Source organism: Myxococcus sp. CA051A (assembly GCF_013336705.1).
Classification (GTDB): domain Bacteria; phylum Myxococcota; class Myxococcia; order Myxococcales; family Myxococcaceae; genus Myxococcus; species Myxococcus llanfairpwllgwyngyllgogerychwyrndrobwllllantysiliogogogochensis.
Genome location: NZ_JABUMS010000006.1, coordinates 389,523 through 415,416 on the forward strand (window position 1 = coordinate 389,523; position 25,894 = coordinate 415,416).

Consider the following 25,894-nt stretch of genomic DNA (forward strand, 5'->3'; position numbering starts at 1 on the left):
TCGCGCCATGTCTCATCACTCCGTTGCAAGTCGGCGAACAGTCCGGTCCAGGCGAGCCTCGCCGGACCTATTCCACACGGATGAAGGCGTCCGTGCCGCCGAGCACCCTGGGTCCGCGGCCGAGCCCGACCTGCGGGAGCAGCGCGGCACACTCCGGGTCCCCGGCGCTGGAGAAGCACCCTGGGACAGGGTCCGTCAGCCCGTCCCCGGAGCTCTCGAAGTCCGTGTGCGCGAAGAGCGCGGCCACGTCGAAGACGACCCGGCTGCGCCCTGGCACGAAGCCCGTGAGGAGGATGGTGCTCTGATTCTCCGCGCTGCAGTCGACGCCGATGTCCGGCGTCCCGGTGCAGCCGTCGGCGCGGACGTGGAAGACATAGGCCCTGTTGCCACCCGAGCGCACGTCGAGCCGGAGGTACCTGTAGCCGTACGTCCAGCTCCACCACATGCTGGGGTCGTTCAGCGGTGGGTCGGCCCACTCCACATTCCTGTGGTTGAGCTCGCGAGGAACCCCCAGCGTGAACTCCACGCCGGTGTAGTCGTCGAAGTCAGGCACGACGCCGACCACCTCGGTGCGGAGCTCCGGGCTGCCCGTGTTGCAGGTGCCGGTGCCGTCCTCGAAGTCGAGCAGGGCGATCGTCTTGCGCTGCCAGCGCCCATCCTGCGCCAACACCAGGGGGAAACGGTCCCCGTTCTTGCGCACCAACGCGACGTCATGGACGTACGCCTTGAAGTCCAGCAACTGGAGGCTGGTCCCCGAGGCACCGACCTTCTCGTAGCTCGCATCGCAGCGCAGGGGCTCGCCGCGCACCTGGGCGGTGAACTGGACCGAGACCTGACGCTCTCCCATGCAGGCGAGCAGGAGCACGGGCGCCGCGAGCACGAGCAGCCGGAGGCTCCCTCCGCCCCCCAACGCGGCCCGCGCGATGGTGCCGACGCGCGGCGCAAGCCGTCCCGCCTCCCCGCTCCCTCGCTCCTGTCTCCCCCCCGGATGCATCTTCCCCCCTTGCGTGGATGAACCACGGCGGGAGCGGTCGATTGCACGGCGTGCGCCCACCGGCGTGCGACCGGAAAGAGGCGACTGGCGCGACAGCGCAATTGCCCTCCTGGCGGGGACGTGGCCGTGTCAAGGCGCTCCCCTGGCGACGCGCCTTCCCAAGTGGGGCGGGTGTGCTGCCCCCGCTGGGTATTCGCGCGCATCACCCTCGGGGGGCTTGTGCGGACGCGAGCGACAGGCCCCAGCGGCACGGCGGGCCGCCCCGCGACCCCTGGCGGCTGGATTTCGACCGCTCGGGCTGACGAGGCGGTGGGCCTCGCGGGAGCGTGCCACCTTGGGGCTGACCCTTTCGGTCATCGACAACGGAGATACGTCCATGCGCACCGCGCCCCCCAGCATCGCCTATAGGGCCGCCCTTGGCCTCGCGCTCTTCGCCTCGCTCATCCTGATCTGGTTGAGCCTCGGCGTCGGCATCATCGGAGCGGACGGCGACCGCACCAACCTGGTCTACGGAGGGGTGCTGCTCGTCGGCCTTGCCGGGGCCTTCGTCGTGCGCCTGCGCGCGGCAGGCATGGCCCGCACGCTGATCGCGATGGCCTTCACACAGGCGGTCATCGCCGGGGTCGCGGTGCTCGCCGGCTGGGGGATGCCATGGAGCCCTCCTGTCGAACTCCTGACGCTCAACGCCGGCTTCATCGCGATGTTCCTCGGGTCCGCCTGGCTGTTCCAGCGCGGTGCGCACGGGCGACTTGAAGTGCGGTGAGCACGTGACGACGTGGGGCGCGGCGTCCGCGGGTGGACGAACCGTTCTCGTCACCGTCCCGAGAGCACCCGGTCGAGCCGGTCCCGAAAGCTGCGGCTCAGCTTGAGGCGGCGACCAGTACCTACGCCACGAGCGACGGGCAGGCGCGAGCCCGCGCCTGCCCCAGAATGCCCGGCCAGCAGCACGGCCCGCCAGGTGTCGCGACAATAGATGCGGCACCCGACGAGGCTCGCTGTCAGCTCACGACGTCACTGCGACTGGCCGTACAAGTTCCACTTCTGATTCACTCCGCCGGTGCAATCCCAGAGCTGGACCTTGTTTCCATTCGGGACAGGGAGGGAGGCGACCCAGTTCGCATCCAGGCACTTTCCGCCAAATCCTTGGATGCTCCCGTCGGGATTCAGTGTCCACTTCTGGTTGACACCGCCGGTGCAATCCCAAATCTGGACCTTGTTTCCATTCGGGACAGGGTCTGCCCAGGCGGCATCCAGGCACTTTCCACCAAATCCCTGGATGCTGCCGTCGGGATGCAACGTCCACCGCTGATTCACCGCGCCGCTGAGGCACGTCCACTGTTGAATCTCGATTCCATTGACAACCGGCGTCGCCCAGGACGCATCCAGACACTTGTCCCCGAAGCCACGGATGGCGGCATTCACGACGGCAGGCACGTTGACAGTGGCCTGAATCGGAGAACCCGCCATCCCGCTCAGCGTTCCCGCGACGGGGTCCACGGTATAGAAATAAACAGGGTGAGGCAGACCATCGTGGAATTGCGCCGGGACGGTGAGGCTGAATCCATGGTCTCCGGTGATGCCAAACCTACGAATGACGCTCGGATTCGGGAGGTTTGCCGTGACGGACACCTGCACTCCTCCGAGGATTTCCAGCGGGGCGCCAAAGACCGCAATGATGGGAAGCGCGTGCGCCAGGTTGCGCCTATCGAACGCCCCACCCGTGATGACACCCGTGGGACTCACTCCGTCCATATGCCATCTGAGTGGCGTGCACAGTCGGTCACTCTGGAAGCCCGGCTTGCTGCACAACGTATTCAGGATGACCGGCATCGCGAGAAAATCTGATTCGGCATGGACCCAGCTCGCAAGCACATTGCAGGTACCATTGGGATCATAATCGTCACCACCGTTCGCGCTATGAAGCACGCCAACTACGGTGTATCCATTCCTGGAGTAGACAGCAGAACCCGAGTTACCGTGCATCGCGTCAAGCGAGGTGGAGGGATTATCGTTCGCAGCGCCACCGGTGATGACCCCCTCCGAGACAATCTTGAGCGGAAGGCCACTGGGACTACCTATCAACGCCACTTCATGCCCGGTAACAAAGGCCTGGCGCCCATATGCAACCCTCGCCGGAGTGAAGCGCGGCGTCGCGGGCCTGTCCAGACGAATAATGGCGAAGTCAGGTGCGGGAGGGGAGCTCCTAAGAACAATCTCATCGCAAGCAAAAAAGTCATCCTCGCTTATGGTCGCGTACGTCCCCGCTGAGGGGCGGTAGTAGTTGAAGACCCATTTCCAAGTGCAGGCATTGGATGCCGTGACGCAATGGCCTGCGGTGAGAACCAGGTCATCATCAATCAGCACACCCGAACAGTCACCAAGGACGGGCTCATCCAGGAAGCGCTCCGTCGAGCAGAGATTTTCTTCGACCGCCAGACGAGGAGCCGTCGTCGTCAGCTCGGACTGAGTCGGAGGGCCACCCCGCACCATCATGGTCGGAGTCGAGCCCATGGCCAACTCCCGAAGGGCTGCATCTGGATGAGCATAGACATTGAGGCGATCATCCAGAAAGCGGATACTCCTATCTCCGCGGGTCGCCAAACTCTCATCCATCTCTGATGATGGCTCAGCGGATACACCGCACCCCATCACCAATCCCATCACGAGCCCCAGCACACTGCCCTTACACGCACGCCACAGATTCAACTCTCGCACTGACTTGTCGGTCACATACCCTCCGGGAAACCAAGCCAACCTCTACCATGAGGACAGCAGAGTTCAATGCGCAAATGCCGTCTATACCGCCGCCTCATCGTGCATTCCTGGCGAAACCTCGACGGAAACACATGCGCCCAACCCCTCCAATCCGTGAGTGAGTGCCGGCGGACGCGCTCGGCGCCGTGTGGCGCGGCGCCAGCAGGTGGACGAACCGCTCTCGTCACCGCCCCGCGAGCACCTGGTCGAGCCGGTCCCGAAAGCTGCGGCTCAGTTTGAGGCGGCGACCATCGTGCAGCTGTACCCAGTACTCGCCATGGAAGAGAGGCTGAAGCTCCCGGACCCGCTCCAGATTGACGAGCGTCGAGCGATGGATGCGCAGGAAGCGGCGCGGGTCGAGTTGCGCTTCCAGCTCACGCAGCGACTGACGCAGCAGGTGCGAACGACTGCCCACGTGCACCTGGACATAACAGTCTTCCGCCTCGACCCAGTCGATCTGCTCGACGGGAACCAGCAGCACCCTCCCCGCCTCCTTCACCGCGAGTCGCTCGAGATAGGTCGGTGATGCGACAGGACGCGCGGCGGGAACAGGCTCCTCGGCCGAGTACAGCTCACCGAGCTGGCGCGCCATGCCCTGCACCCGGAGTCCCCGAACGCGCTCCTTCGCACGGGCGAGGACACTGGCGAACCGCGCGTCGTCGAAGGGCTTGAGCAGGTAGTGGACCGCCCCGACGTCGAAGGCCTGGAGCGCATAGGTGTCGAAGGCCGTGACGAACACCACGGCCCCCGCGGCGCCCGGCCCCACAGCCCGCAACACCTCGAACCCGTCCGCACCTGGCATCTGGATGTCCAGGAAGAGCACATCCACGGGCCCCTGCCGGAGCACCTTGATTGCCTCGCGGCCCGTCGCGCACTCTCCCACCACCTCCATGCCCGCGTCGCCCGCGAGCAGCGAGCGGAGGCTCTGGCGGGCCAGGGGCTCATCATCCACCACGAGCGTGCGGAGGCGCTCGCGCTGCATGAGCGCGCTCATCGAGCCGCCTCCTGCACCAGGAAGGGGATGGCCACCTCGGCCAGCGTTCCGCCATCCGGGGTTCGACTGAGCAACAACCTGTGCCGCGCTCCGTACAGATGGCGCAGGCGCGCGCGGGTATTGGCAAGGCCCACGCCTCCGGACTCGGCGGACGGGCGGTCCTGCCTCGCACCCTCGGGAGCATCTCCCGCCCCAGAGTCCCGTACCGAGAGGCACAACATCTCCGCCTCACGGCGGATGTGGACCGACACCCTCCCCTCACCCTCTCGTGCGCACGTGCCATGGCGCACGGCGTTCTCCACGAGCGGCTGGAGCAACAACTGAGGAACGAGCGCCCCGAGCACCTCCGGGTCCACATGGAAGTCGGTGCGAAGCCGGTCCTGGAAGCGCACCTGTTCAATTCCGAGGTAGCGCTCGACCAGGTCGACCTCCTGTTGAAGGGGAACCTGCTGATTCGCATCGCTCCGCAACACCGCCCGCAGCAGGTCCGCCAGACTCGCGACCACCCGGAGCGCCCCTGCCTTGTCGTCGTTCCGCACGAGCCCGGACACGGTGTGCAGCGCATTGAAGAGGAAGTGGGGGCGCAATTGCATCTGCAAGGCCAACAACTGGGAGCGCAGGAGCTGCGATTCCAGCTCGGAGGCCCGCACCGTGCGCTCCAGGTAGAGCCGATGGAAGCGCAACGCGTGGCCCACGGCGAGCACGCCCAGGTAACAGAAGAAGCAGTAGGCCAGCGCGCCGAAGAAGTACTGCAACAACGGGCGCTGCGGGTGCTCGACGAACCTCTCCAACACCCAGCCGACGACGAACTCGAGCCCCCACAGGACCAGGAACAGCGCCACATGCACGCCCACGCCTCGGCGCCATCGCGGACCGTCGAGCGGGTAGCGCTCGCACAAACGGAAGATGAGCGGCGTGTAGAGCGCCCACAGCCACATTCCCAGGATGTTGCTGAGAAAGAAGAAGGTGCTCGGCAAGGGCCGGCCCGTGGAGAGGGCGCCACCAACGCCCCCTGCCACCGCCACACAGCCCACGAGCGTCCACACACCACCCGTCAGCGCCATCGCACGCCAGCGGGAAACCGCGACAGCAGGGAATGACATCGTCATGGGAGCCCCGACACGCGAACTGAAGCAGGCGGCGCAACCCTAGTGCATCTGCATTCCTCCCCTGGAAGATGCCTCACACGGCGGTGAGCATCGGTCCTCGCACACGAAGGCCGTGACAGGACATGTCGCCCACGCGCGGCAGGCGTGGCCTCCGGCTCGGCCCCACGTCAGGCCGCTTCACCTCACCTTTCCGCCAGCTCACAGCAAAGCCGAGGTGCCTGTCGCGCACGGAAGGCATCTTCCGGGGCGCACCCTCATCCGGGGCGTGCCGAGGCAGCAGTGAGCATTCAACGACTGGAGAGAGTCCCCATGAGCTACGCAGGAGTCGTGAAGGTGGTTTCGTCGATGGTCGCGGTGAGCGTCGTCGCATTCGCGCCCGCCGTCTGGGCGGAGCACTGCCACAAGGTGCATGCGGATTTGATCGAACACCCGGCCACGGAAGGGTGCCTCAACGGAGCGACGCGATGCTTCCTCGGAGAAGTGGACGGGAACCACGGCCTGCGCGGCGTCACCCACTTCAAGGCGCAGGAGGCGCGTCTCGCGCTGACCACCGCTCCGGGGTGGCTCAGCTACGCCGGCTTCTTCCACTACACGCTCGAGAAGGGGACCCTCGTCGCCCGTGAGACGGGCGTCACGAACGCCGGCTACGTGACGGCGCATCACGAAATCCTCGAGGGAACAGGGAAGTTCGCCGGCGCGACGGGCTACCTCTTCGTGAGCGGTCTCCTGCTCGACAACGGCAACAGGATTGTCACCCGCGTGACGGGGGAGATCTGCACGCCCTGAGGTCGGCGCGCGTCGGGCCCGTCTTTCGCGCCTGACGACCCATGGCGGGGAAAAGAGTGGGGCCCCACGCGACGTCCGCGTGGGGCCCCAGGGAACGTGACATCCAGCCAGTCCAGCCGCTGGAGCTTTTTCCTGGTCTGGAACCCGGGACGTTTTTTCGCGGGCGGCCTTCGGGAAATTCCAGGCCGCGCCTCCCGGTGACAGCTCGGAGCATGTGCTGGACGACCAGCCCCGTGTCGCCGCGACGTATTCCTCTTGCAGTGCACTTGCATCGAGGAACGATGAAACGACCTGGCTTGCTCGCGACCTTCTTGATGGGCTTCCTGCCTGCCGCCACGGTGGGGGCGTATTCGCTCAACACCGCGGTCAGATGGGGAGACAACCCCTACGTCATCGATGTCATCACCGGCCCATTCCAGACCCACTTCGGACTGAACAATGCCAGCATCATGACCATCGCGCGTTCTGCCCTTCAGTCCTGGCAGAACTCAGGGGTCCGGTTCAACACGAACATCGAATTCCACGACACGACGCCCAACGCCTCGGACCTCGAGATTGAAGCCAAGACGTGCTGCGACGGCGATTGCTCGGGGAACAGCTGTCTCGGACGGTCGTCCTACATCTTCCTCTCCGACAACTGCTCCATCGACATCTACATGAACACCGGCGTCGCGAGCGCGTACTCGGACAACGGGACCCAGACCTTCGACCTCCAGTCCATCTTCACGCATGAGTTCGGGCACTGCCTCGGGTTGACCCATCCCTCCACGAGTTCGCCTGAAGCCGTCATGCACCAGGGGAACTACGCCTTCGGGGCCTATCCGAAGCGCTTCCCTCGCGAGGACGACAAGCTGGGCGGACAGCACGCCCAATACATCGCGGACTATCCCGTCAGGGTCCGCGCCCGGACGGGCGGCGGCTGGACGCAGGTGGGAACGACCTCCGGAAGCGTGGGCGTGGCGACGCAGACAGACGGGTGGTCGCTCGTGACCTTCGAGAACGACTCGAACCAGGACTACACCAGCCGCATCTCGTACGTCGGTATCGACCCCAGTGGCACCGTGGGACCGACCTGCACTTCGACGGACTATGCCTTCGACGGCGTGGCCGTCTCCGAGAATCCAGGCGGGGGCTTCGCGGCGGCGTTCCGCTCGTCCAATGACACCGGAGCCATCTACGTCTACCGGGGCGTCTACGGCAGCCTGGCCGGATGTTTCTGGGGAGGAAGCCCCCAGCTCACGACGATGACGTCCCATCGGCGCCCGAGCCTCGCGTATGACGCGGCGTCAGGTCGGCTGGTGATGGCCTTCATCGAGATGGGGACGGGAAAGCTCCGGGTCTCCACGTCGACCAGCGCCGGCACCTGGACCACCCCCACCCAGATCAACGGCGAATGGACCGACACGTCGGTCGGGATTGATTGCGGCTACTGGGCGCCCGCCGGTGCCAACCGCTGCTTCCTCACCTTCCCAGCCTCGAACGGCGAGCACCAACTGCGCATCGCCGAGGGCTACATCACCGCGGCCGGCACCTTCATGTACCTGGGGACGCACGTCACGGCGGGCTGGACGCTCAACGTCGCCTCGGACGTGCAGATCGTGAATGGCAACCGCCTGGAAATCATCCACGCCTCCACCAACAACACCCGCGACGCGTACATGTACATCCGGGACTGCGCCAGCGGCACGTGCACGGACTCCAACTTCCCCATCGAGCGCAAGACGTTCGTTGGCGGCAGCATCTCCAGCGCGAAGCTGGTGACGGCGGCTCCTTGAGCCTGGACCTTCGCGAGACCCCGCAACACCAGACTCCTGGAGACACATTGTCATGAAGTCCTTCTTCAAGCAGGGAATGATGGTTGTCGTCGGTGCGGTCGTGGGCCTGGGAGCCGTGGGTGTGGGGAGGGCGCTGATACCAACCCCCGCGCTGGGTCCGGCGGGCCGGGGACATGTCCACGACGATTACGCGCGGTACACGCTGGGGCCCGAAGGCTACGTGGCCCAGTCCGACCTCATCGTCACGGGCCGCGTCACCCGACAGGTGGACACGCACCGCAAGGTCCAGGGCAGCAAGAGGCCTCGCTACTTCCAGAAGCTGGAGCTGGAGGTGGACGCGGAGCTGTATCGGAACGCGGAGCGGCTCCCGGGCTCCGCGACTCGCGTGGTCGTGGCGGTTCCAGCGGCGGGCATGGACGCGTCGGCGGGGCGCGCCCACCTGGGCACGCTGGATGGACACCGGCAGTTGTTCTTCCTGCGGCGCTCACCCGACGTCGCGGGGGCCTTCGTCCTCCTCCGGGGCGACCATGGACATGTCGACCTGGACGCAGCCTCGGTCCAGCACGAGGTGCTCCCGGGAGCGACTCCCTCCGCGCTGCTCGACACGCTCAAGCGCTTCGTCGCGTCCACCCAGCTCTCGGTTCCTCGCACGGAGCGCACCTCACTGGACTCCGTTCCCCAGGGCGCGGTGCCGGGCCGGCTCTACGGACGCGCGGACCGGCCCGCCACGCTGACCACGCCCGCTCCCGACGAGGCGGGCACGGTGGTGTTCGACGCGCTCCCTGAAGGCGCGGTGGCGACACGGGTCCACGTCGTGAACGTGGGTGAGCGCTGCTTCGTGAGGCTGGCCTGGGAACCCGGACCGGCCTCGGGGCCCGTGGCGCTCCACATCAAGGATGGCGCCCGGCCGTCCGACTGCGCGGCCCTGCTCGACAAGACGTTCTGACGTCGCACGTCCAACGCGTCCGCGACCCGGCCTGCCCGTGGCGATGGCCGGGTCGCGGTGCTCACAGGATGATGTGTTCGATGGGCTTCCAGACGGGCTGGAGGTCCTTCGTCAGGACACCCACCTCGGGGACCACCAGCTCCTCGGCGTGCAGCAGGTAGGGGCCACCCTTGACGTTGCGCCCCACGAGCAGGAACGTGTAGCGGCCCGAGGGGAGCGCGTCGTACACGACCTCCGGGGAGGTCACTCCCGCCGGGCCGAGCACACCCAGCTCGAGCTTGATTCGTTCCACGCGACCGTAGCTGCGGATCGGCGACAACGTCCCCGGGACGAGCACCGCCTGGTGGAGGGCGACATCCTCGGGGGGAGTGCCCGTGACACGGGGCACACGCAGCCGCAGCGTGGAGTGGCCTTCTCGCTCCTGAAGTTGGAGCACTCTCCGCTCGTTGGGGGCCAGCGTCACCCGGCGCGGGACGTACCGGCCCGACTGGGTCTCCGACCAGGGGTTCCCCATGAAGTCGTACCTGGAACTGAGGGAGATGACGTACTCCCCGGGCTCCAGCCCTCCCATGGAGAAGGACCCTTCGCTGACGTCCACGATGCCGGAGCGATGGAGCTTCTGGCCCCCCAGGGCGCTCAGCCGCAGTGTCACCTTCGCGGGCTGTCCCTCGCGGTCCTTCACGGTGCCCTCCAACCGCGCGCCCTGCGAGAGCACCACCTCCAGCGTCTCCTCGCCCGAACCCACCGACTGTTGAAGCGGCAGGTAGCCGGAGTGGGAGACTTCCATGGCCAGGGGACCTGCCTCCATCGGCCCGAACTCGAAGGCGCCCGAGGGGTCCGTTTTCGCGCTCGCCAGCTCGGGAGCCTGCGCCGACGAGGACTCATCGACCTGGGAGGACGGTGAGCGCCGGACGACCACCTGGGCGTTTTCGACGGGGGCGGAGGTCGTCGCGTCCACGACGCGCCCGCGCACCCACCGCCCCGCTTCGACGACCAGCGTGCCCAGGTCCACGTCCTGGCCGCGCTCCACCCGGACCTCGCGGATGATGCGCGTGTGTCCCGGGGCCTCGAGCGTCAGCCACGTCACACCGGGTTGCTGGATGCGGAGCCGGAAGGCGCCGTCCTCGCCCTGAAAGGACTCTTCGTTGACGGTGAAGCGGTCAATGGGCGCGCCGTCCGAGCGCCGGAGCTTTCCGCGGATGCTCCCCAGATAGCGCAGCACCAGCCTCACGTTCGTCGAGCCCGCGGCGACCTGGTGCTCGGGGAGCGGGTCGAAGGCGTCATCCTCCCCGCGCGTCGCCACGCGCAACACGTAGCCCGGCTTCTCGACGGTCAGGTTGCTGTCGCCTCGCAGCAGGTGATGGACGGTGAACCGGCCCGCCTCGTCCGTGAGCGAGGATGCGTCCTCCAGTCGGATGCCGTGCTCCTGCTCATTCAACTGGGCATGGTTCTCCCGCTGCGAGTGGGCCTTCACCTGAGCGCCAGCCAGGGGCATGCCCGCCTCGTCCACGACGACACCGGATACCGACTTTCCGGTGTCCATCCGGAAGACCACCGTCGACTGTTCCTTGGGGCGCACCTCGACGAAGCGCGAGGCGCGATGAGGCGCCCCCGTGTTGAAGACCGCCCGGAGCGTGTAGCGACCCGGCTCCACGATGCGCATGACGAAGCGTCCTTCTTCGTCGCTCATGCACTCGGTGGTTCGGTCCTTCTTTCCCTCGGCGAACAGGGTGAGCGCCACCTCCGGGAGCGGCTCACCCCGGGCGCTCACCACGGTGCCCTCCACGTGCCCACCGGCGTGCAGCACCAGTCGAAGGTCCTGGACCGGAGCCTCCACACGCTCCAGGCGCGTGACGACGAAGTCCTCCCCGTAGGCGACGAGGATATAGGGGCCCGCTTCGGGCAGCTCGAGCACGAAGCGCCCCGCCGCGTCGGTCCGCGTTTCGAACCTCGTGGACTCGTAGTCTCCGAACCTTTGGACCTCCCCCTTGGCTTGCACCTCACCGGAAGGACGCGCCTTGTCCTTGCTCAGCCGAGGCGGCGTCATGGCCGCCACGGTGGCCTCCGCCAGGGGATGCCCGTCCACGTCGGTGACCAGTCCCTCCATGAGGACGGCTGGCGCGCGCTGGGAGTCCGGCGTCGTGCCCTCGGCAGGCACCTCCCGCGCCTGGGCCTCGGTCCGCCCGGCGTCGGGCGCCCCACCCAGCGACTGCCGGGTGGAAGCCTCGCGAACCGTGGGCGCGGCCATCGGGGTCTCAGGGGGGCCGAGCGAGAACCGCGTCACGGCGAATCCCAGCACGACGACACCCAGGGCGATTGCCACCACGGACGTGCTTTTCATGAGGCCTCCCGTCGACGTCACGCTAGCAGCATCCAACGCCCTCTCGTGCACGGGCGCGGTGTCTGCCCATCCACCCCGCCCCCTGGCACTGACCTTCAGGCCACCGCTTCCGGCGTCGACGGGGTCCGCTTCGACGAGAGGGCACTGCCCACCGACGCCAGGACGATGAAGCCGACGGCCAGGGCCTGCACCCACGAGAGTCGCTCGTCCAGGAACAGCAGCCCCGCGAGCGCCCCGAGCGCGGGCTCCAGACTCATCAGGATGCCGAAGGTCCGCGTGGGCAGCTCCTTGAGCGCCATCATCTCCAGTGAATAGGGCAGCGCGCTCGACAGCACGGCGATGCCCAGAACCGCGGGCAGCAGCGACACGTCCAGCAACGAGGTGCCCGCCTGCGCCACGCCAAAGGGAACGACGAGCAGGGCCGCGGTGAGCATGCCCAGTGACGCGGCCGTCCCGCCGTGCACGGAGGCGCCCGCCTTCTGGCCGAACACGATGTAGAGCGCCCAGCACGTGCCCGCCACCAACGCCCAGCCGACCCCCACCCAGTCGAGCGCCTTCCCGGTCCCCGCCAGGGGCAGAATCATCACGACGCCCGCCACGGCCAACAACGCCCAGATGAAATCGACGGCCTTCCGAGTCGACAGGAGCGCCACCGCGAGGGGCCCGGTGAACTCGATGGCGACGGCGATGCCCAGGGGGATCCGCTCCAGCGCCAGGTAGAAGGTCAGGTTCATCACCCCCAGCGAGGCGCCATACACGAGGACGGAGCGCAGCTCCGCGCGGGTGAGGCGCTTGCGCCAGGGACGCCAGATGGCCAGCAGAATCAGGCTGGCGAACACGAGCCGGAGCGCCGTCGTCCCTTGTGCGCCGACGACGGGAATCAACCGCTTGGCGAGCGAGGCCCCCACCTGGATGCAGCTCATCGCGACCAGCAACAGGAGCACGGCGCTGGTGCGGGGGCTGGTCAGCCCACGGAGTCGAGACATGCCGCGCACTGTCGCACAAGCGCACCAGGGCAGGTCATCGCTCACCTCCGGCGGAGTCAAAGCCGCCGGTGCTCCAGAATCGCGCGCCACCCGTCCGCTTGCAGCGGGTGCAGCCAGGCGCGCGCGCGATTCTGGAAAGCCGTCCGGGTTACTTCTTCTTGTCGGCCTTCTCCTTCTTCTTCTTCTGCTTCTCCTTCGTCGACAGCTTCGGCTTGTTGTCCTTCTTCGCCTTCTCTTGACCCTTGGGCACGGTATCGCTCCTTACGCCCGACCACGGCGAACCCCATCCTACCGCGCCCGGACTGTCGCGGGTGGGAATTGCCCGGCCCCGCGAGCCTCGGCGGCACAGGAGGGCGCGCTCCCGTCGCGCGCCCTCCCCTGCCCGCCTGCTAGTGGTAGAGGCGGATCTCACACACCTGGGAGTAGCTGCTCACTCCAGGGAACGTGCCGGACACGTAGAGCCGCACGTGTTTCGCAATCAGCCCTCCGCCGGGACGCTGGCTGTAGTCCGCGACGACCGTCTGGTTGGGGCCATAGGACATGGACCCACTGTCACTCGTGCTCCAGGTGCTCCCGTTCAGGCCGACAGCCATCGCCCAGCCCGTGGGGTTCCACTGCCCGAAGTCGATCTCCATCCGCTTGATGAGGTACTCGCGCTCCATGTAGACGTACACCGACTGCGAGTTCCCATTGCTGCTCCACCAGCACGAACTCTTGTTCCTGTCCGCGACGGTGTAGGCCGCCATGGGATTGACGGTGGCGTTGCCAGCGCCCACTCGAATCTGATGGGAGACGGTGACGGGGCCGGAGAAGCCCTGGTAGCTCACGTCGAGCCGGTTCACGACCTTCAGCATCAGCGTCGAGCCGCCCAGTCCCGCCGTGTCGAAGGTCCAGTGCCTATCCGTGAAGGCAGCGCTCTCCTCTCCAACCTTGGTCCACGTCAGGCCGCTGTCCTGCGACAGGTAGTAGTCGACGAGCTGCGGCGCCGGGTGGGACCAGTGGACGTGGATGTCATCGCCATCCAGGGTCGGGGAGGTCCCCGAGGAGGCGGTCACATCAATCAAATCCGTGACGGTCAGCGTCGTCGTATTGGAGACCACGGTCTGCTGGTAGGCGTCCACCACGCGCCAGTGGGAGACGCGCGGCTGGATGTGGTGGTCAATGGGATAATAGATGTGATTGCTGGTGATGGTCCCGACCGTCTGCCAGGTCTGGGGAGCCTGGGGCGTCGAGCGCTGGAGGAGCAGCGTGTCACCGCCTCCGCTGACGGTGAAGTACGGGTACTGGGATGACCGGGTGACCACTGAATCCGGCAAGGAGAGGACGGGCTTGCTGACGGGGTTGGTGACCCAGATGGGCGCCATCACGACTTCGGCGTTCTCCCATTGCTGCCTGAGCGTGACGACGTAGATGGACTCGTAGGGCGTCAGCGAGAAGACCTCCTTCAGGTCGATGAGTCCTATGTCGGTGTACGGGATTTCCTTGATGGGTGCGTTGGGCTGGAAGGGGCTCCAGACCTGGAGCGTCGTCCAGTTATTGCCGCCACCGGTGCCATCCTTGGTCGTCCCCCACACGGTGAAGTCGAGCCGCCGCTCGGTGGGGCTGAGCGCGAACTCGGAGCCCATGGGACGGCCGTTGACCATGAAGAAGCCGGAGGCAGGCGGCAGGGCCGTGCGGAACACCGAGCGGTTGCGCAGCGCGATGAGGAAGTTGTCGTAGTTGAACGGCGTGCCGGGAGGCAGGACGACACCGGCGCGGCCCTGGGCCGTGTCGTGGCCATGGGTCTTCTCGCGGGGCACGCCGGGCTCGTCGATGTAGCGGCGCACCCAGGTGCCGTTCGGGTGCTGTTCCATGAAAGCGCCCCCCAACTGCTCGCGGGTGGTGGAGTGCGCGTCGGTATTGGAGACGGGGGCGACGCGGAAGCCGCGCCGCAGCAGCTCGAAATACTTGGGGAGCCCGTTGTACTCGGCGAGTTCGACGGCATCTCTCACCTTCTGGCGTCGGTCCGGCGCCGTGGGGAGCGTGAAATACACGTCGTCGTTCGGATGGTTCAGCTGGATGTGGGTGCTCAACAGCGGGTCCGCCGAGTAGTTGTCGACGATCTCGTCGTGCATGTTCCCGATGTTGGAGGAGTTGACATGCAGATTGCGGTTGAAGCTGTTGAAGTGGTGGTCATGGCTTGAGCCCGTCCCATCATCCGGGCCCACATGAGACTCCCTGCCCCTGAGGACGAGCAGCTCGGATTGCCCGTTCGCATCCAGCACGGGGCTCAGCTGGGAGATGGGGTCATCGTCGTCGTAGGACTTCCACGACGTGGTGTGGTTGCTGGTGCCGAAGAAGTCATAGCCGTGGCGGAAGGCGGACAGCAGCACCTCGCTTCGGATGATCTGGGGCGTGAAGCTGAGCGACCCGCCATCCATGGCGTCATGGCCGCGGGGGTGATTGTGCAGGTCCCCCACGAAGGTCTGCCAGCCGCCACCTCCCAGCTCCGTGGCGATGCGATTGCGGTATTTGCTCTCCCGGACCGCGGGGACCGGATACCGGTCCAAGGCGAGCACGTTCGTCACCTCATCATCAGCGAGGCCCGGGGTGGAGAACAATGCGGCGGCCAGCAGCACGCTGCCGCCGAGACGTCTGTTTCGAGACATGGGAACCACTTCCTCAGGAGGGACGCAGCAAGGGCGGACGAATCAAGTGAGCGTCACCCACTCTCACTACGGAGGAAGCCGCGAGGACTGGTCGTTGCGAACCGGCTGAACCACTTTGAGCGCAGCCTGGGTGGCTCGGGGAGCCGGGCCTGCATCCGGCTCGCATGTCCGCCGCGCTCGTTCTCCGAAGCCCTTGCGACCGACCTGCCCCCTGGCCGCGAGGACGCCCTCACCCCGCCGCGGGCCCGTGCCTCATCGCTTCCAGCGCGCGTGGATCCGGCCGTTGACCACGTCGACGGCCATCCAGTCGTCCGCGAAGGCGGCGGAGCAGTCGCACTGCACGCCCTTCAGGTGCTCTCGAATCAACTGGAGCTTGAAGCCACGCGGCGTCTTCAGGATGGCGACAACGCGCTCCTTCGACTGACCGAGTCGCTGCTTCACGTCGAGCACCTTCCCCGTCGCCGCGTCGATGAGCGCCACGCCCACCCATTCGTACCCGGGGCGGTCGTCGCGGGTGAAGAACACCAGCGCGCGGCGGTCATCCACCGCGAAGGCGGAGACGCCACCGCCGACGGACCCTTTCGCTCCAGCCAGCCGGCAGACGGACTTCCCATCCGCGACGTTCGCGATGGAGCCGTACCAGGCCTTCTCCAGCGGCAGCCCGGTCTTCCCTCCCGAGGTCTCCACGACGGCCGTCATGTCGTCCTCGGTGCACTCGCCCGAGGCGGAGTCGAAGGCCACCGAGAACACGTGCGCTCCGACCTGGCACTCCCACCGGAAGTCACAGTCGGCGACCTCCGGCTCGGCGGCCTCCACCGAGACCGCACCGCAGCACAACATCAGCGCCACCCAACCACCGCGTGTCATCGAGGCCTCCGTGCGGGCCCCGCTCGGGCCGCTCGGTGGCCAGCGTCGTAGAGCGCGGCGCGGAGGGCAATGGTGAACGCACCCCACCTGCCCTTGGAACGGGGCACCCCTCCCTCCATGCGAAGGGTGCCCACACACATCGTTCACATCGGCTTCGGGGGGAGCGGCTGGGAGCTGAGGCACCACACGTCGCCGCACACCCGCTCGCAGGAGAGCCCCGCGCACTGGTAGGTGGGCACGTCGCACTGCACGCCACAACCACCGCAGTTCATGTTGTCGTTGTAGATGTTGATGCACACCCCATTGCAGAGGTGATGGAACGCCGGAGTGTTCCGCCAGCAGGACTGCGTCTCGGTGGTGTTCGCCGACTGGCAGGAGTCATTGGAGCAGACGGCGCTCGCGACGGAGCGCGACTGCGTGCCAGTCGGATCGCAGTCGTTGTCGAACCCCGCGCACTCGCTCCAACCGCCGACACTCGAGCCTCCGCAGGACGTGCCATTGGTGCTCCGGCTGCAGGTCCGGCTGTTGGAGTAGTACGTGGGCGAGCACTGCTCGGACTGGCACTTCTCACGCATGAACTGCATCGACTGCGTCCCTCCGCTGTCACACACGTCGCTGAAGCCCGCGCAGTCGCTCCAGACGTAGCTGCTGTACTCGGGGCCACACCAGCTCCCCTCGGTGACACGGCCGCAGGACCGCGACTCCACGTAGGAGTCACTGCCGCATGCCCCGCCCGAGCAGACCTGGCTGGAGACGGTGCGCTGCTGTGTCCCTGATTGGGCGCAGGTGCTGCTGAAGGAGCAACTGCTCCAGCCGCCCGCGCCTCCCGAACCGCACGAGAGGCCATCCGTGTCACGGGAGCAGCCCCGGGACTCGGTGGACGAGGAGCCCTGGCAGCTCCCGCTCGAGCACGCGTAGTTCGTCACGCTCCGGGACTGGCTCCCACTCTCCCCGCAGGTACCGGAGAAGCCTCCACAGGCGCCCCAGTTCCCGGTGCCGCTGCCAGGGCCACAGGAGTTCCCGCTCGTGGTCCGCGCACAGCCCTCGCTCTGGGTCGCCGTCGAAGCCTGGCACTGCCCGCTGGAGCAGGCGTAGGTCGTCACGTCGCGCGAGCGCGAGCCGGACTCGCCACACTCCCCGGAGAAGCCGCCGCACGTGCTCCAGCCACCGCTCTGCGCGGTGCCACAGGTGGTGCCGTTGGCCACCGCGTTGTCGCCCGGGCACTGCGCACTGCTGCCCGTGCAGGTCTCCGCCGCGTCGCAGACGCCCGCCGCGCCCCGGCACAGCGTCCCCGCCGACTTGAAGCTCCACTCCGTCGAGGACAGGCCCGGCTCGCACACCTGGCAGGCTCCCGAGGGGTTCGTGGCACCGGGCGCATGGAGCGCGCCATCAATCCAGCAGCCGGCCACACACTGCGCCGCTCCGCCGCACACGCTCCCCGCGCCGCAGGACGTGCCCGCCGCCACAGGAGGGTGCAGACACGCGCCGACGGCATCACACGCGTCCGCCGTACACGGGTTGCCATCCTCCGGACACGCCGCGCCCACCGGCCGGAGCGAGTAGGAGCACGTTCCCCCCGAGCAGGTGCCCGCGGACACATGGCACGGGCTCGGCGGGGTGTTGCAGGTCAGCGCGGTTCCCACGCAGCCACTGGCGCTCTGTCCGTTGCACGTCTCCGCGAGGGTGCAGGCATTGCCGTCATCACACGCCGCACCAGCGGAGCGCACGGTGCACACACCCTCCAACCCCGGCAGGTCGCAGGCATCACACGCGCCACCGCAGGCCTTGTTGCAGCAGACGCCGTCGGCACACAGGCCACTGAGGCAATCCATGCCGGAGATGCACATCTCGCCGTTGTCACGCTTCGGCCCCGCGAGGGCCTCCACCGTTCCGGTCGGCACGACGTCGACACACGCGCCATCCGCGCAGGCCTGGCCCTCGGGACAGGAGACGCCCTGACAGGCTTCGTCGATGCAACTGCCATCCTGGCAGACCTCGCCCGCCTGACAGCCCGCATCGCAGGCCTCGTCCGGCGGGTCGGAGGCGCACCGCGCCAGGAAGAAGGAGAACACACACACCACGGCGGTTCTGAGCAACACGCTGCCTGAGGACTGAGGACGCATGGGGGCTCGCAAGGGAAAGGAGGAAGAAAGGATGCGGTCCACCCGCGAGGCGCCGACATCCGGCCTCGCGGGGGAACGCGGGACAGGCTCAGGGCGCGAAGACACCCGTCACGAGCATCGCGCTGGCCTCGGGCCACGCGGAGCGGAAGGGACGGTTCTGGAAGTCCAGGTTGCCGCTCGAGCGCGCCTCGACGAGGGCGAAGTACCGCTTCCCTGCCTCCAGGACGCCCGGAGGCACCGTGAGCTGCGTCGCGCTCGTGTAGAGCCGGCCTGCCTGGGGGCCCTGAACGGTGCTGCCCTCGCTGTCCACGTAGATTTCGAAGATGCGGACCCGGTAGTGCGTGGCGTCGCCCACCGAGGGCGCGCTCCACGCGAGCCGGGGCGTGAGCCCCACGCCGGACAGGGTGCCGAACGCATCCTGCCCGTTGAGGGTCGGCGTCCGCACGGGACTCAGGCGCGGAGTCAGCGGCGCGGAGCCGAAGGCCGGCAGCGCGTCCGCGTACGTCACGGAAGGACGGAAGTACATCGGCTCCGCCGTGCCTCCGCCCGGCAGCGGAAGTGCGAAGGCCACGGTGAACTCCGTGCTCACCTGCCCCGCCTGCGCGAAGCCCGGGAAGGGATTGCCGTAGGAGAAGGACAGCGCCCGGTCCCCTCCCCCCACCGGCGGGTAGAACGTCATCAGGTCCGGCGCGGCCGCGTAGGTGCCACGCGTCCCATCCGGGAAGGCGGACACGTAGAGCGCGTGCGAGTCCACCTGGGCCGCGGGATGGACCGCCGTCCGCAAGCCCTCGAAGGTGGTGGCACGCCAGTCGACGAGGAGGCCCTGGTCCTGGGGCAGCGCCGCCATCGTCCCCGCCACGGAGGTGGTGGTGGCGTTCGCGACGGTGGCCGTGGTGGTGAAGGCCCGCGCGGCCGCGCTGTAGGTGAGCGTCTCGCCCGCCTCGGTGCCGCCCGGAGTCTTGGTGGAGAGCTGGTGGAACGTCAGGCTGTCACCCCGCGCCGACTCCAGCAGCCGCGAGCCCGGGATGCCTCGGTAGCGCAGCGTCTGCGTCCAGCGGACGGCGCCAGCGGTGGGCGCGGTGCCGGCCTGATGGAGCAACTGCACGCCCTGCCCCCACAGGCCCACGCTCGCGGAGAAGACCTCCAGATAGTCCTCGGCCTGCCAGGTCGCGAGCCCCTGGAGGTCGACGGCGAGGTACGTCGTGTTGGCTGGCACCACCGCGTCCGGGCGCCCCTGGACGGACGTGCCCAGGTCCAGTGAGCGCGACGACGTCACGATGTAGTCCGAGCCGATGCGGAGGTAGTACGCGCCGCGCGGCACGCCGGAGATGGAGAACGTCCCCGCCGCCGTGCCCGTCCCCGGGTACATGGCGAAGCCACCATCCTGCCGTTCCACGAGGGCGGAGATGGTCGTCGCGCTCAGGTCGAGGCTCCGCTGCACCAGGACATTGCCCGTGGTGAGGTGGTCATCCAGCCGGCTGCCCTGGATGACGAGGGGATGCACCGTGAAGGCCGCGCTGCTCACCGACGGAAGTCCCGCCGAGGAGGCCACCAGCGTGTAGCCCACGTCCGACGCGTCGATGGAGAGCCCCGTGAAGGTCGCGACGCCCGCCACCAGCGTGGCCGACGCGGTGCCCGAAAGGACGCCTCCGCCCGGGTTGTCACCGATGGACAGCGTCACCACACCGGACGACACCGGCACGTTGCGCCCCAGGCTGTCGAGCAGCTCGACCTGGATGTCGGGGGAGATGGGCGCGGTCGCCAGGACGTCGGTGGGCTGGGTGCGGAACACCATGGCCGTGGGGCACGAGAGCCCGCGCCACGTCAGCGGGAAGGACTGGAGCGTCTCCAACCCCTCCGCGTCGGCGACGCGCACCGTCACCACCGGCGCCACCTGCGCGTCCACGCAGGCGGGCGCCGTCCAGAGGACCTCACTGGCGTCACCGCCGCTGGTCGGAGCACCGAGCGCGCCCGTGTTCGTCTCCCAGGCGAAGGTCAGCGCGGAGCCCTCGGGGTCCACGGCACGAACGCTGAAGCGAAGCACGCTGCCGGCCGACGCGTTGCGCGAGGTCTGGAAGGCGCTGGTAATCCGGGGCGCGACATTGGGGGCCACCGGCGGGCCGACGCAGACTCCGAGCCGACCGAAGCCCTCGCCGCCCCTGCCATCCGACACCCGCACCGTCAACTGGCAGTTGTCGCACGTGGCATTCGCCGGCACCGACGTGGGCGTGAAGCGAGCATTGCGTGAGCCGGCATCGGTCCAGGTGCCCTCGCACGACGCGCTCCACGAATACGCCAGCGACGTGGCGGAATCGTCATTGTCCGTTCCCTGGGCGCTGACGACGATGGCCTGCCCGGGGACGACCTGCGTGGGGGCGCCCGTCAGTGAGACCACCTCTGGCCAGGCGTTGAATCGGACGATGACCTCCGCGGTGCCCACGCCCGTCCCATCCACCTGGATGACGAAGCTGACAGAGGTGGATGCACCCAACTGGTCGGAGACGGTGAGCGTCAGCGTGACAATCCCTTCCGTCGCGGGCGCCGTCCACCGGGCCCGCCGGCTGGCCGCGTTGTCGAAGGTGCCCGCAGTGGCGGTCCACGCGTACGAGAGGACGTCACCAGGGTTGGGATCCCGCGCCGTCGCCAGGAGGTCGACGAAACCGCCCACCTCCACCGAGGAGCGCGACACGACGAGTGAGGTGATGATGGGGCCCGCATTGGAGAACTCGGGCGACGGGTCCACCTGCTGGAGCAGGATGTTCACCTGCACCGTCTGGTTGGCGGTGATGGTGACCCCCGTGGCCTCGCCCCGGAAGATGAGCTTGTCCTGGGCGTCATAGGCGGAGGCCCGGAAGCGCCGCTCGGAGCCAGCGCGAATGACGCTCATCAGCCCCATCCACACCGTGGTGTCCTCCACCAACTGGACAGTCGTCGCGGGGATGTCGGCGGCATCCAGGATGACCTCGACACGCTGGACGTCATCCGCTGTCACGGCTTGTTGCACTGAGATGGCGAAGCGCGCCGAGCCATCCTCGGCGGAGGGAGTTGGAAGGCTGTCTTCACGCTGGCAGCCCACCAGGGAGAGAACGACAGACACGACGACCAGGGTCTGTCTCCAGAGTGGAGACAGCACCCGGAAGGATGCTTGAGTGTGCATAGAGAGGGAGATGTGAAGAGAGGGGACCCTGCCCGCGACGGACAGGCAGACACTTCACCGGGAGGCTCGCGACGCGAGTTCCAGCGGCGATGCTCTTATCACTCAATAAAAGTCTTTCAATTTTTCAACCAGACAAGCTCTCGACTCAAGACATGGATGTCAATTCCCACCCTCGGTGGGGCCGCACCCGGGACGCACTGTCATCCACGACCCGGCGCCTACAGTCCCCCACGAGCGCGTCCAGGCAGACGTCAGGCCTGACACAGCGGTTCGATGGACCCACAAGGTCCCCCTTCCACGCCCGCGCCCCGTCTTTGACACCTCATGGCCACGCAGTTTAATCTTGAGTTACACGATTAAACCCGACCCTAAGACAGGGCCGGGAACCTCCGTTGGACCAGGAGCAACCCATGGACTCTCCTTTCCATCGACTCGTCATCAAGCCCGCTCTCGCGATGACCGCCCTGTCTGTGGTCATGGCGGCTTCGCTGACACCAGCCATGGCCGGCGGGCAAGGCGTGGTGCCTCCCCTGACGAACTGGGACCTGGCCGCGGCGCCCCAGCGCACACCAAACACCGAGATGCCGTTTGGCTTCGTCGAGAAGTTCGACGTCGACAACTACACGGACCTCATCTTCGAGGAGAGTCTCAATCCCCGCGCGCAGATTCTCAGGCGCACCCACGCGACTGTGAACTGTTACAGCGGGGGCTGTGCCCGCTTCGACGTGCGGCCAGGCTATGTGGCCCAAGGTGATACCGGAATCCTGCTCAACCACCAGAACGGCCTGCGCGCGAACGTCGGCTACATGGTTTATTACGGTCTCGATTGGCCGGCGACGATGCGCGGCGCGGGCCACAAGCACGTTCTGGTCTACGACGACGTCTCCAACGGCGGCAGGAACATCCGCCCGATGGTGACCGAGGGGGCCCTCGAAACGGCGTCCGGCCAGTACGCCTACCGCGGCTTTCGCGCGTGCAACAACGCCGCCGGAATCTGCGCCGACGAATTCAGTTCACATTGGGCCCCCTCCACTCCGACGACCAGGCACTCCTTCCAGATGGAGCAGTTCCTGGAGCAATGGCTCTATGTGGAGTTCGAGGTCGTCATCGGAGGGCTCAACACGCTCTACATCTGGTCTCGAGACGGGCGCCTCCAACACCGCATCGGCTTCTGCGATGGTGGGGTCACCACCGAGGGCTGGAACTGCGGCAACCTGAATGTCGTTGCGCAGCCACTCGACTACAGCCGCATCCTGGCCTATTTCGGTGACCGCCCCAACAATGCCATCACCGCGAACAGCTACGTCTTGATTGACAACATCCGTGTGGGCAACGCGTTCATGGGGCCACCGGCCGGCTTCATCCAGGCCCCCTGACCCGCGCGCTGAGCGCCGCGAATCGAAGGGGCCTGACCGCTCCAGCCGACCCCACGGTGGTCAGCGCACTCGCCGCGCGCTATCGCAGCGTGGAGTTGGGCGACATCCAGGTGGTACGCAGGGGCGCGGCCACCTGGTTCGACTTTGGCGACTGGAAGAGCGAGGTCGCTTCGCGGCGCGGTGATGACGGCACGGTCACGCTCGTAAGCAGCTCGCCGGGTGAGGACGGCGATGAGTTCGTCGTCGCGAACAAGGACAGCAAGAAGTCGCTGGTGCTCCGCGATGCGCAGCATGAGTACGTGTTCATGGAAGCGGAGTAAGGCGCATCGTCGCCACGGCGTCTTGCGCCCGGTCCGCTGACGCAGTCCGCTGACGCAGTCTGCCAATCTGACGGGTCTTGCTGCGTCACCTCTGCCCTGACGGTCTCCAAGTCCCCGTTATCACCCTCACTCCTCCACGGCCGACACAGACCGGATACTGGCTCCGAGAGACTGCCGGTTACCGCGAAAAAGTCATGAGATAGAGTCTCAGCGCGCACACCCCTGCCCACTGAAGGCTCTCGAATGAACAGCACGGCGAAGCAGTCCTGCAAGACGGTGTCGGACCGCAAATGGACCCTGAGCACGTTCATGGAGTTCTATGAACGCGTCTTGGGGCCCAAGCTCTTCAAGCCCTACGGCGAGCTCCTCGTCCGTGAGATCCGCAAGGACATCCGGCCGGAAGCTCCCGTCACGAGCATCCTCGAGGTCGCCTGTGGGACGGGCCGAATCACGACGCATCTCTACGAAGAGCTGGCCAGGCCGCTGAACCTGAAACTGGTTGCAACGGACCTCTCCAAGATCGCCATCGAGGTGTGCAAGACGGTGGTGGGCGACGACCTCAATCGTGACGTCGAGTTCCATGCCGACGTCGACATGGCGGACCTGCCCTTCAGCAACGACAGCTTCGACATCATCGTCTGTGGCTTTGGCCTGATGTTCCCACCCGACAAGAGCAAGGTCGCGCGAGAGTTCAAGCGAGTCCTTCGTCCGGGAGGGAAGATCTACGGCACGGTCTTCCATTACAATGAGCTGTTTGGCCTGACGCTGGAGCAGACGCAGAAGCTCTTTGGCGCTCCCTCGGCCATCCTGGATGGAGCGCTCAGCCTGAGCGATCATTCGGCGATCACGAGCGCGTTCTCCATGGAGGGGCTCGCCAGGGGCGTCGCGGAGGTCGTGACGTCGTGTCCCCTGACCTTCCATCTGGACGAGCAGGACACGAGAGAATTCCTCTTCAATACCTGCGTCTTGCTGGAGGAGTTCAACCAGTGCGACACCCTCACCCGGGAGGCGTATCTCGATACGATTCTCGGAGAGCTTCGTGCGCATGTTCCCAGCCAGAACTATGCGGTCAATGCCTGGCTCCTGCGCGGTGCGGTTGACGAGGCCAGCAAGCAGACCGTTGCTGTCAGCGCCCTGCCCGACTTCGGTGAACTCAGCGCGTTCCGTACGATGGCGCCGGAACTCGTCGAGAGTCGAGATGATCGGTTGCTTCCGCTTTCCGATGCACCTGCCCTGCGCCGATACCAGGCAATGAAGTCAGCCTTCCTCGCCGAGCATCCGGAGTATCCCGACGACGAAGTGGAAGCCCTGAGACGCGAGGAGTTCTCTCGCCTGGATGCACAACGGGTGACCTATCTGGATCATGTGGGCGGTGGCATCGCTCCAGAGAGCCTCATCGAGCATGACTACCAGGTCCTGAAGAATACAATCCTCGGCAATCCCCACACCGGCTCGAAGGCCACCGAGGAGGCCCACGAGAAGGCCCGTTCGGAGATCTATCGGTTCTTCCGCTGCTCGCCGGAGGAGTACGAGATCATCTTCACTCCGAACGCCAGCGGCGCCATCAGGCTGGTCGCGGAGTCGTTCCCCTTCGAGAGCGGCTCGGAGCTCCTGCTCGCCAAGGACAACCACACCTCCATCCACGGCATCCGGGAATTCGCCAGGTCCAAGGGCGCGTCTGTCAAGTACGTCCCCCTGAACAAGGAGCTGCTGCTCCTCGAGAGTTCGCTGGAGCGCATGCTCGAGAAGCTCGACAGGAACCACGCCCACCTTTTCGCGTTCCCCGCGCAGTCCAACGCCACGGGCGCGAAGCATGACCTGAAATGGATCAAGCGCGCTCAAGAGCGCGGAGCGATGGTCCTGTGTGACGCGGCGGCGTTCGTCCCCCTGTCGGCGTTCGATTTCGAGACCTATCAACCGGACTTCGTCCCGGTCTCCCTCTACAAGATATTTGGCTATCCGACCGGGGCAGGCTGTCTCATCGCGAAGAGAGACTCCTTGCGCAAGCTGACCCCGCCGTCCTTCGCCGGTGGAGCGGTGTGTTACTACTCCGGGCCGTGGTCTACCACGGACAGGATGTTGCACCATGACCAGGGGAGGCAGTTCGAAATCGGTACGCCCAACTACGCATCCTTCCATGCCATCGCCTATGGCTTCGAATTCATCTCCAGACTCGGAGTCGACCACATCGGCGGTCGAGCGAACGCGCTGGCTCGATGGCTCGAAACGCAGTTGCAGTCACTGCGGCATGAAATCAAGGCCAAGGGCCCCCTCTGTCGAGTCTATGGCCCCGCGCCGGAAGACAAGGGCGCGACGGTCATGATGAACGTGTTCGACTGCTACAACGCGGTCTTCCCGCACGCCCAGGTCAAGAGAGCCGCCGAGTCCTTTGGCATCACCCTGCGCAATGGCTGTTTCTGCAACCTGGGCGCGGTACAGCACGCCACCTACTCGACCGCGGGCTCGGAACACTGCGAACTCGACAAGAAGCGGAAGATCCTCGACTGCAAGACCTTTGATGAGGAGGTCCTCACCAAGGGGCTCTGCGGAGCCGTTCGCGTTTCGTTCGGCCTCGGCTCGAACTTCCGCGACGCCTATCGTTTCTATCTGTTCGCGAAGTCCTTGATGAACACCGAGACCTCGCGGCTGGAAGACCATCTGGCCGCCGCTTCGTGAGCAGAAGAGCATCCCCATAGCAACCGTCGAACGGGCCCGCCA

The 25,894-nt window shown here is 66.7% G+C and carries 17 protein-coding genes; 7 read left to right on the plus strand and 10 right to left on the minus strand.

The features are described 5' to 3' along the window. Positions 1 to 67: 67 nt before the first annotated feature. Positions 68 to 994, minus strand: a complete 927-nt coding sequence (locus HUA74_RS19945) for an MbnP family copper-binding protein (protein WP_174455773.1) — start codon at positions 992 to 994, stop codon at positions 68 to 70. Between the two features lie 376 nt (positions 995 to 1,370). On the opposite strand from HUA74_RS19945, the gene HUA74_RS19950 reads away from it, so the two are divergent. Then, positions 1,371 to 1,757, plus strand: coding sequence for a hypothetical protein (locus HUA74_RS19950; protein WP_174455774.1), 387 nt, complete (start codon positions 1,371 to 1,373; stop codon positions 1,755 to 1,757). A gap of 248 nt (positions 1,758 to 2,005) precedes the next feature. Here HUA74_RS19950 and HUA74_RS19955 read toward each other — a convergent pair whose 3' ends face one another. The 3 genes from HUA74_RS19955 to HUA74_RS19965 form a co-directional block, all read right to left on the minus strand. Then, a complete protein-coding gene (locus HUA74_RS19955; RefSeq protein WP_174455775.1) occupies positions 2,006 to 3,724 on the minus strand; it encodes a ricin-type beta-trefoil lectin domain protein in 1,719 nt (572 codons plus the stop codon). Positions 3,725 to 3,932: 208 nt separating this feature from the next. Continuing rightward, the gene (locus tag HUA74_RS19960) at positions 3,933 to 4,742 is read right to left on the minus strand and encodes a LytTR family DNA-binding domain-containing protein (RefSeq protein WP_217443511.1); all 810 of its coding nucleotides are present in this window, start codon (positions 4,740 to 4,742) and stop codon (positions 3,933 to 3,935) included. Next, positions 4,739 to 5,851, minus strand: coding sequence for a sensor histidine kinase (locus HUA74_RS19965; protein ID WP_254614717.1), 1,113 nt, complete (start codon positions 5,849 to 5,851; stop codon positions 4,739 to 4,741). Before HUA74_RS19965 ends, HUA74_RS19960 begins: the two co-directional genes overlap by 4 nt. Before the next feature lie 309 nt (positions 5,852 to 6,160). Here HUA74_RS19965 and HUA74_RS19970 point away from each other — a divergent pair, with 309 nt between their 5' ends. From HUA74_RS19970 to HUA74_RS19980, 3 genes are all read left to right on the plus strand, one after another. Continuing rightward, positions 6,161 to 6,637, plus strand: coding sequence for a hypothetical protein (locus tag HUA74_RS19970; RefSeq protein ID WP_174455776.1), 477 nt, complete (start codon positions 6,161 to 6,163; stop codon positions 6,635 to 6,637). Between the two features lie 281 nt (positions 6,638 to 6,918). Further along, positions 6,919 to 8,412 (plus strand): matrixin family metalloprotease, encoded by a 1,494-nt coding sequence (locus HUA74_RS19975; protein ID WP_174455777.1) that lies wholly within the window; start codon positions 6,919 to 6,921, stop codon positions 8,410 to 8,412. 52 nt (positions 8,413 to 8,464) lie between these two features. Further along, positions 8,465 to 9,358, plus strand: a complete 894-nt coding sequence (locus tag HUA74_RS19980; RefSeq protein WP_174455778.1) for a hypothetical protein — start codon at positions 8,465 to 8,467, stop codon at positions 9,356 to 9,358. A 61-nt stretch (positions 9,359 to 9,419) separates the two neighbouring features. On the opposite strand, the gene HUA74_RS19985 is transcribed toward HUA74_RS19980, so the two are convergent. The 6 genes from HUA74_RS19985 to HUA74_RS20010 all read right to left on the minus strand — a co-directional run bounded on the left by HUA74_RS19985 (position 9,420) and on the right by HUA74_RS20010 (position 21,420). After that, positions 9,420 to 11,699 (minus strand): carboxypeptidase-like regulatory domain-containing protein, encoded by a 2,280-nt coding sequence (locus tag HUA74_RS19985; RefSeq protein ID WP_174455779.1) that lies wholly within the window; start codon positions 11,697 to 11,699, stop codon positions 9,420 to 9,422. Between the two features lie 95 nt (positions 11,700 to 11,794). After that, a complete protein-coding gene (locus tag HUA74_RS19990) occupies positions 11,795 to 12,685 on the minus strand; it encodes an EamA family transporter (protein ID WP_174455780.1) in 891 nt (296 codons plus the stop codon). A 389-nt stretch (positions 12,686 to 13,074) separates the two neighbouring features. After that, positions 13,075 to 15,333 carry a hypothetical protein gene (locus tag HUA74_RS19995; RefSeq protein ID WP_174455781.1) on the minus strand — a complete coding sequence of 753 codons (2,259 nt, stop codon included), beginning with the start codon at positions 15,331 to 15,333 and terminating at the stop codon, positions 13,075 to 13,077. 252 nt (positions 15,334 to 15,585) lie between these two features. After that, positions 15,586 to 16,200, minus strand: coding sequence for a hypothetical protein (locus HUA74_RS20000; RefSeq protein WP_174455782.1), 615 nt, complete (start codon positions 16,198 to 16,200; stop codon positions 15,586 to 15,588). A 143-nt stretch (positions 16,201 to 16,343) separates the two neighbouring features. Next, positions 16,344 to 18,323 (minus strand): hypothetical protein, encoded by a 1,980-nt coding sequence (locus tag HUA74_RS20005; protein ID WP_174455783.1) that lies wholly within the window; start codon positions 18,321 to 18,323, stop codon positions 16,344 to 16,346. 88 nt (positions 18,324 to 18,411) lie between these two features. Then, positions 18,412 to 21,420, minus strand: a complete 3,009-nt coding sequence (locus HUA74_RS20010) for a hypothetical protein (RefSeq protein WP_174455784.1) — start codon at positions 21,418 to 21,420, stop codon at positions 18,412 to 18,414. 470 nt (positions 21,421 to 21,890) lie between these two features. Here HUA74_RS20010 and HUA74_RS20015 point away from each other — a divergent pair, with 470 nt between their 5' ends. The 3 genes from HUA74_RS20015 to HUA74_RS20025 all read left to right on the plus strand — a co-directional run bounded on the left by HUA74_RS20015 (position 21,891) and on the right by HUA74_RS20025 (position 25,852). Further along, positions 21,891 to 22,856, plus strand: coding sequence for a hypothetical protein (locus HUA74_RS20015; RefSeq protein WP_174455785.1), 966 nt, complete (start codon positions 21,891 to 21,893; stop codon positions 22,854 to 22,856). 56 nt (positions 22,857 to 22,912) lie between these two features. After that, the gene (locus HUA74_RS20020; protein WP_174455786.1) at positions 22,913 to 23,176 is read left to right on the plus strand and encodes a hypothetical protein; all 264 of its coding nucleotides are present in this window, start codon (positions 22,913 to 22,915) and stop codon (positions 23,174 to 23,176) included. A gap of 243 nt (positions 23,177 to 23,419) precedes the next feature. Further along, the gene (locus HUA74_RS20025) at positions 23,420 to 25,852 is read left to right on the plus strand and encodes an aminotransferase class V-fold PLP-dependent enzyme (protein WP_174455787.1); all 2,433 of its coding nucleotides are present in this window, start codon (positions 23,420 to 23,422) and stop codon (positions 25,850 to 25,852) included. Positions 25,853 to 25,894 lie beyond the last annotated feature (42 nt).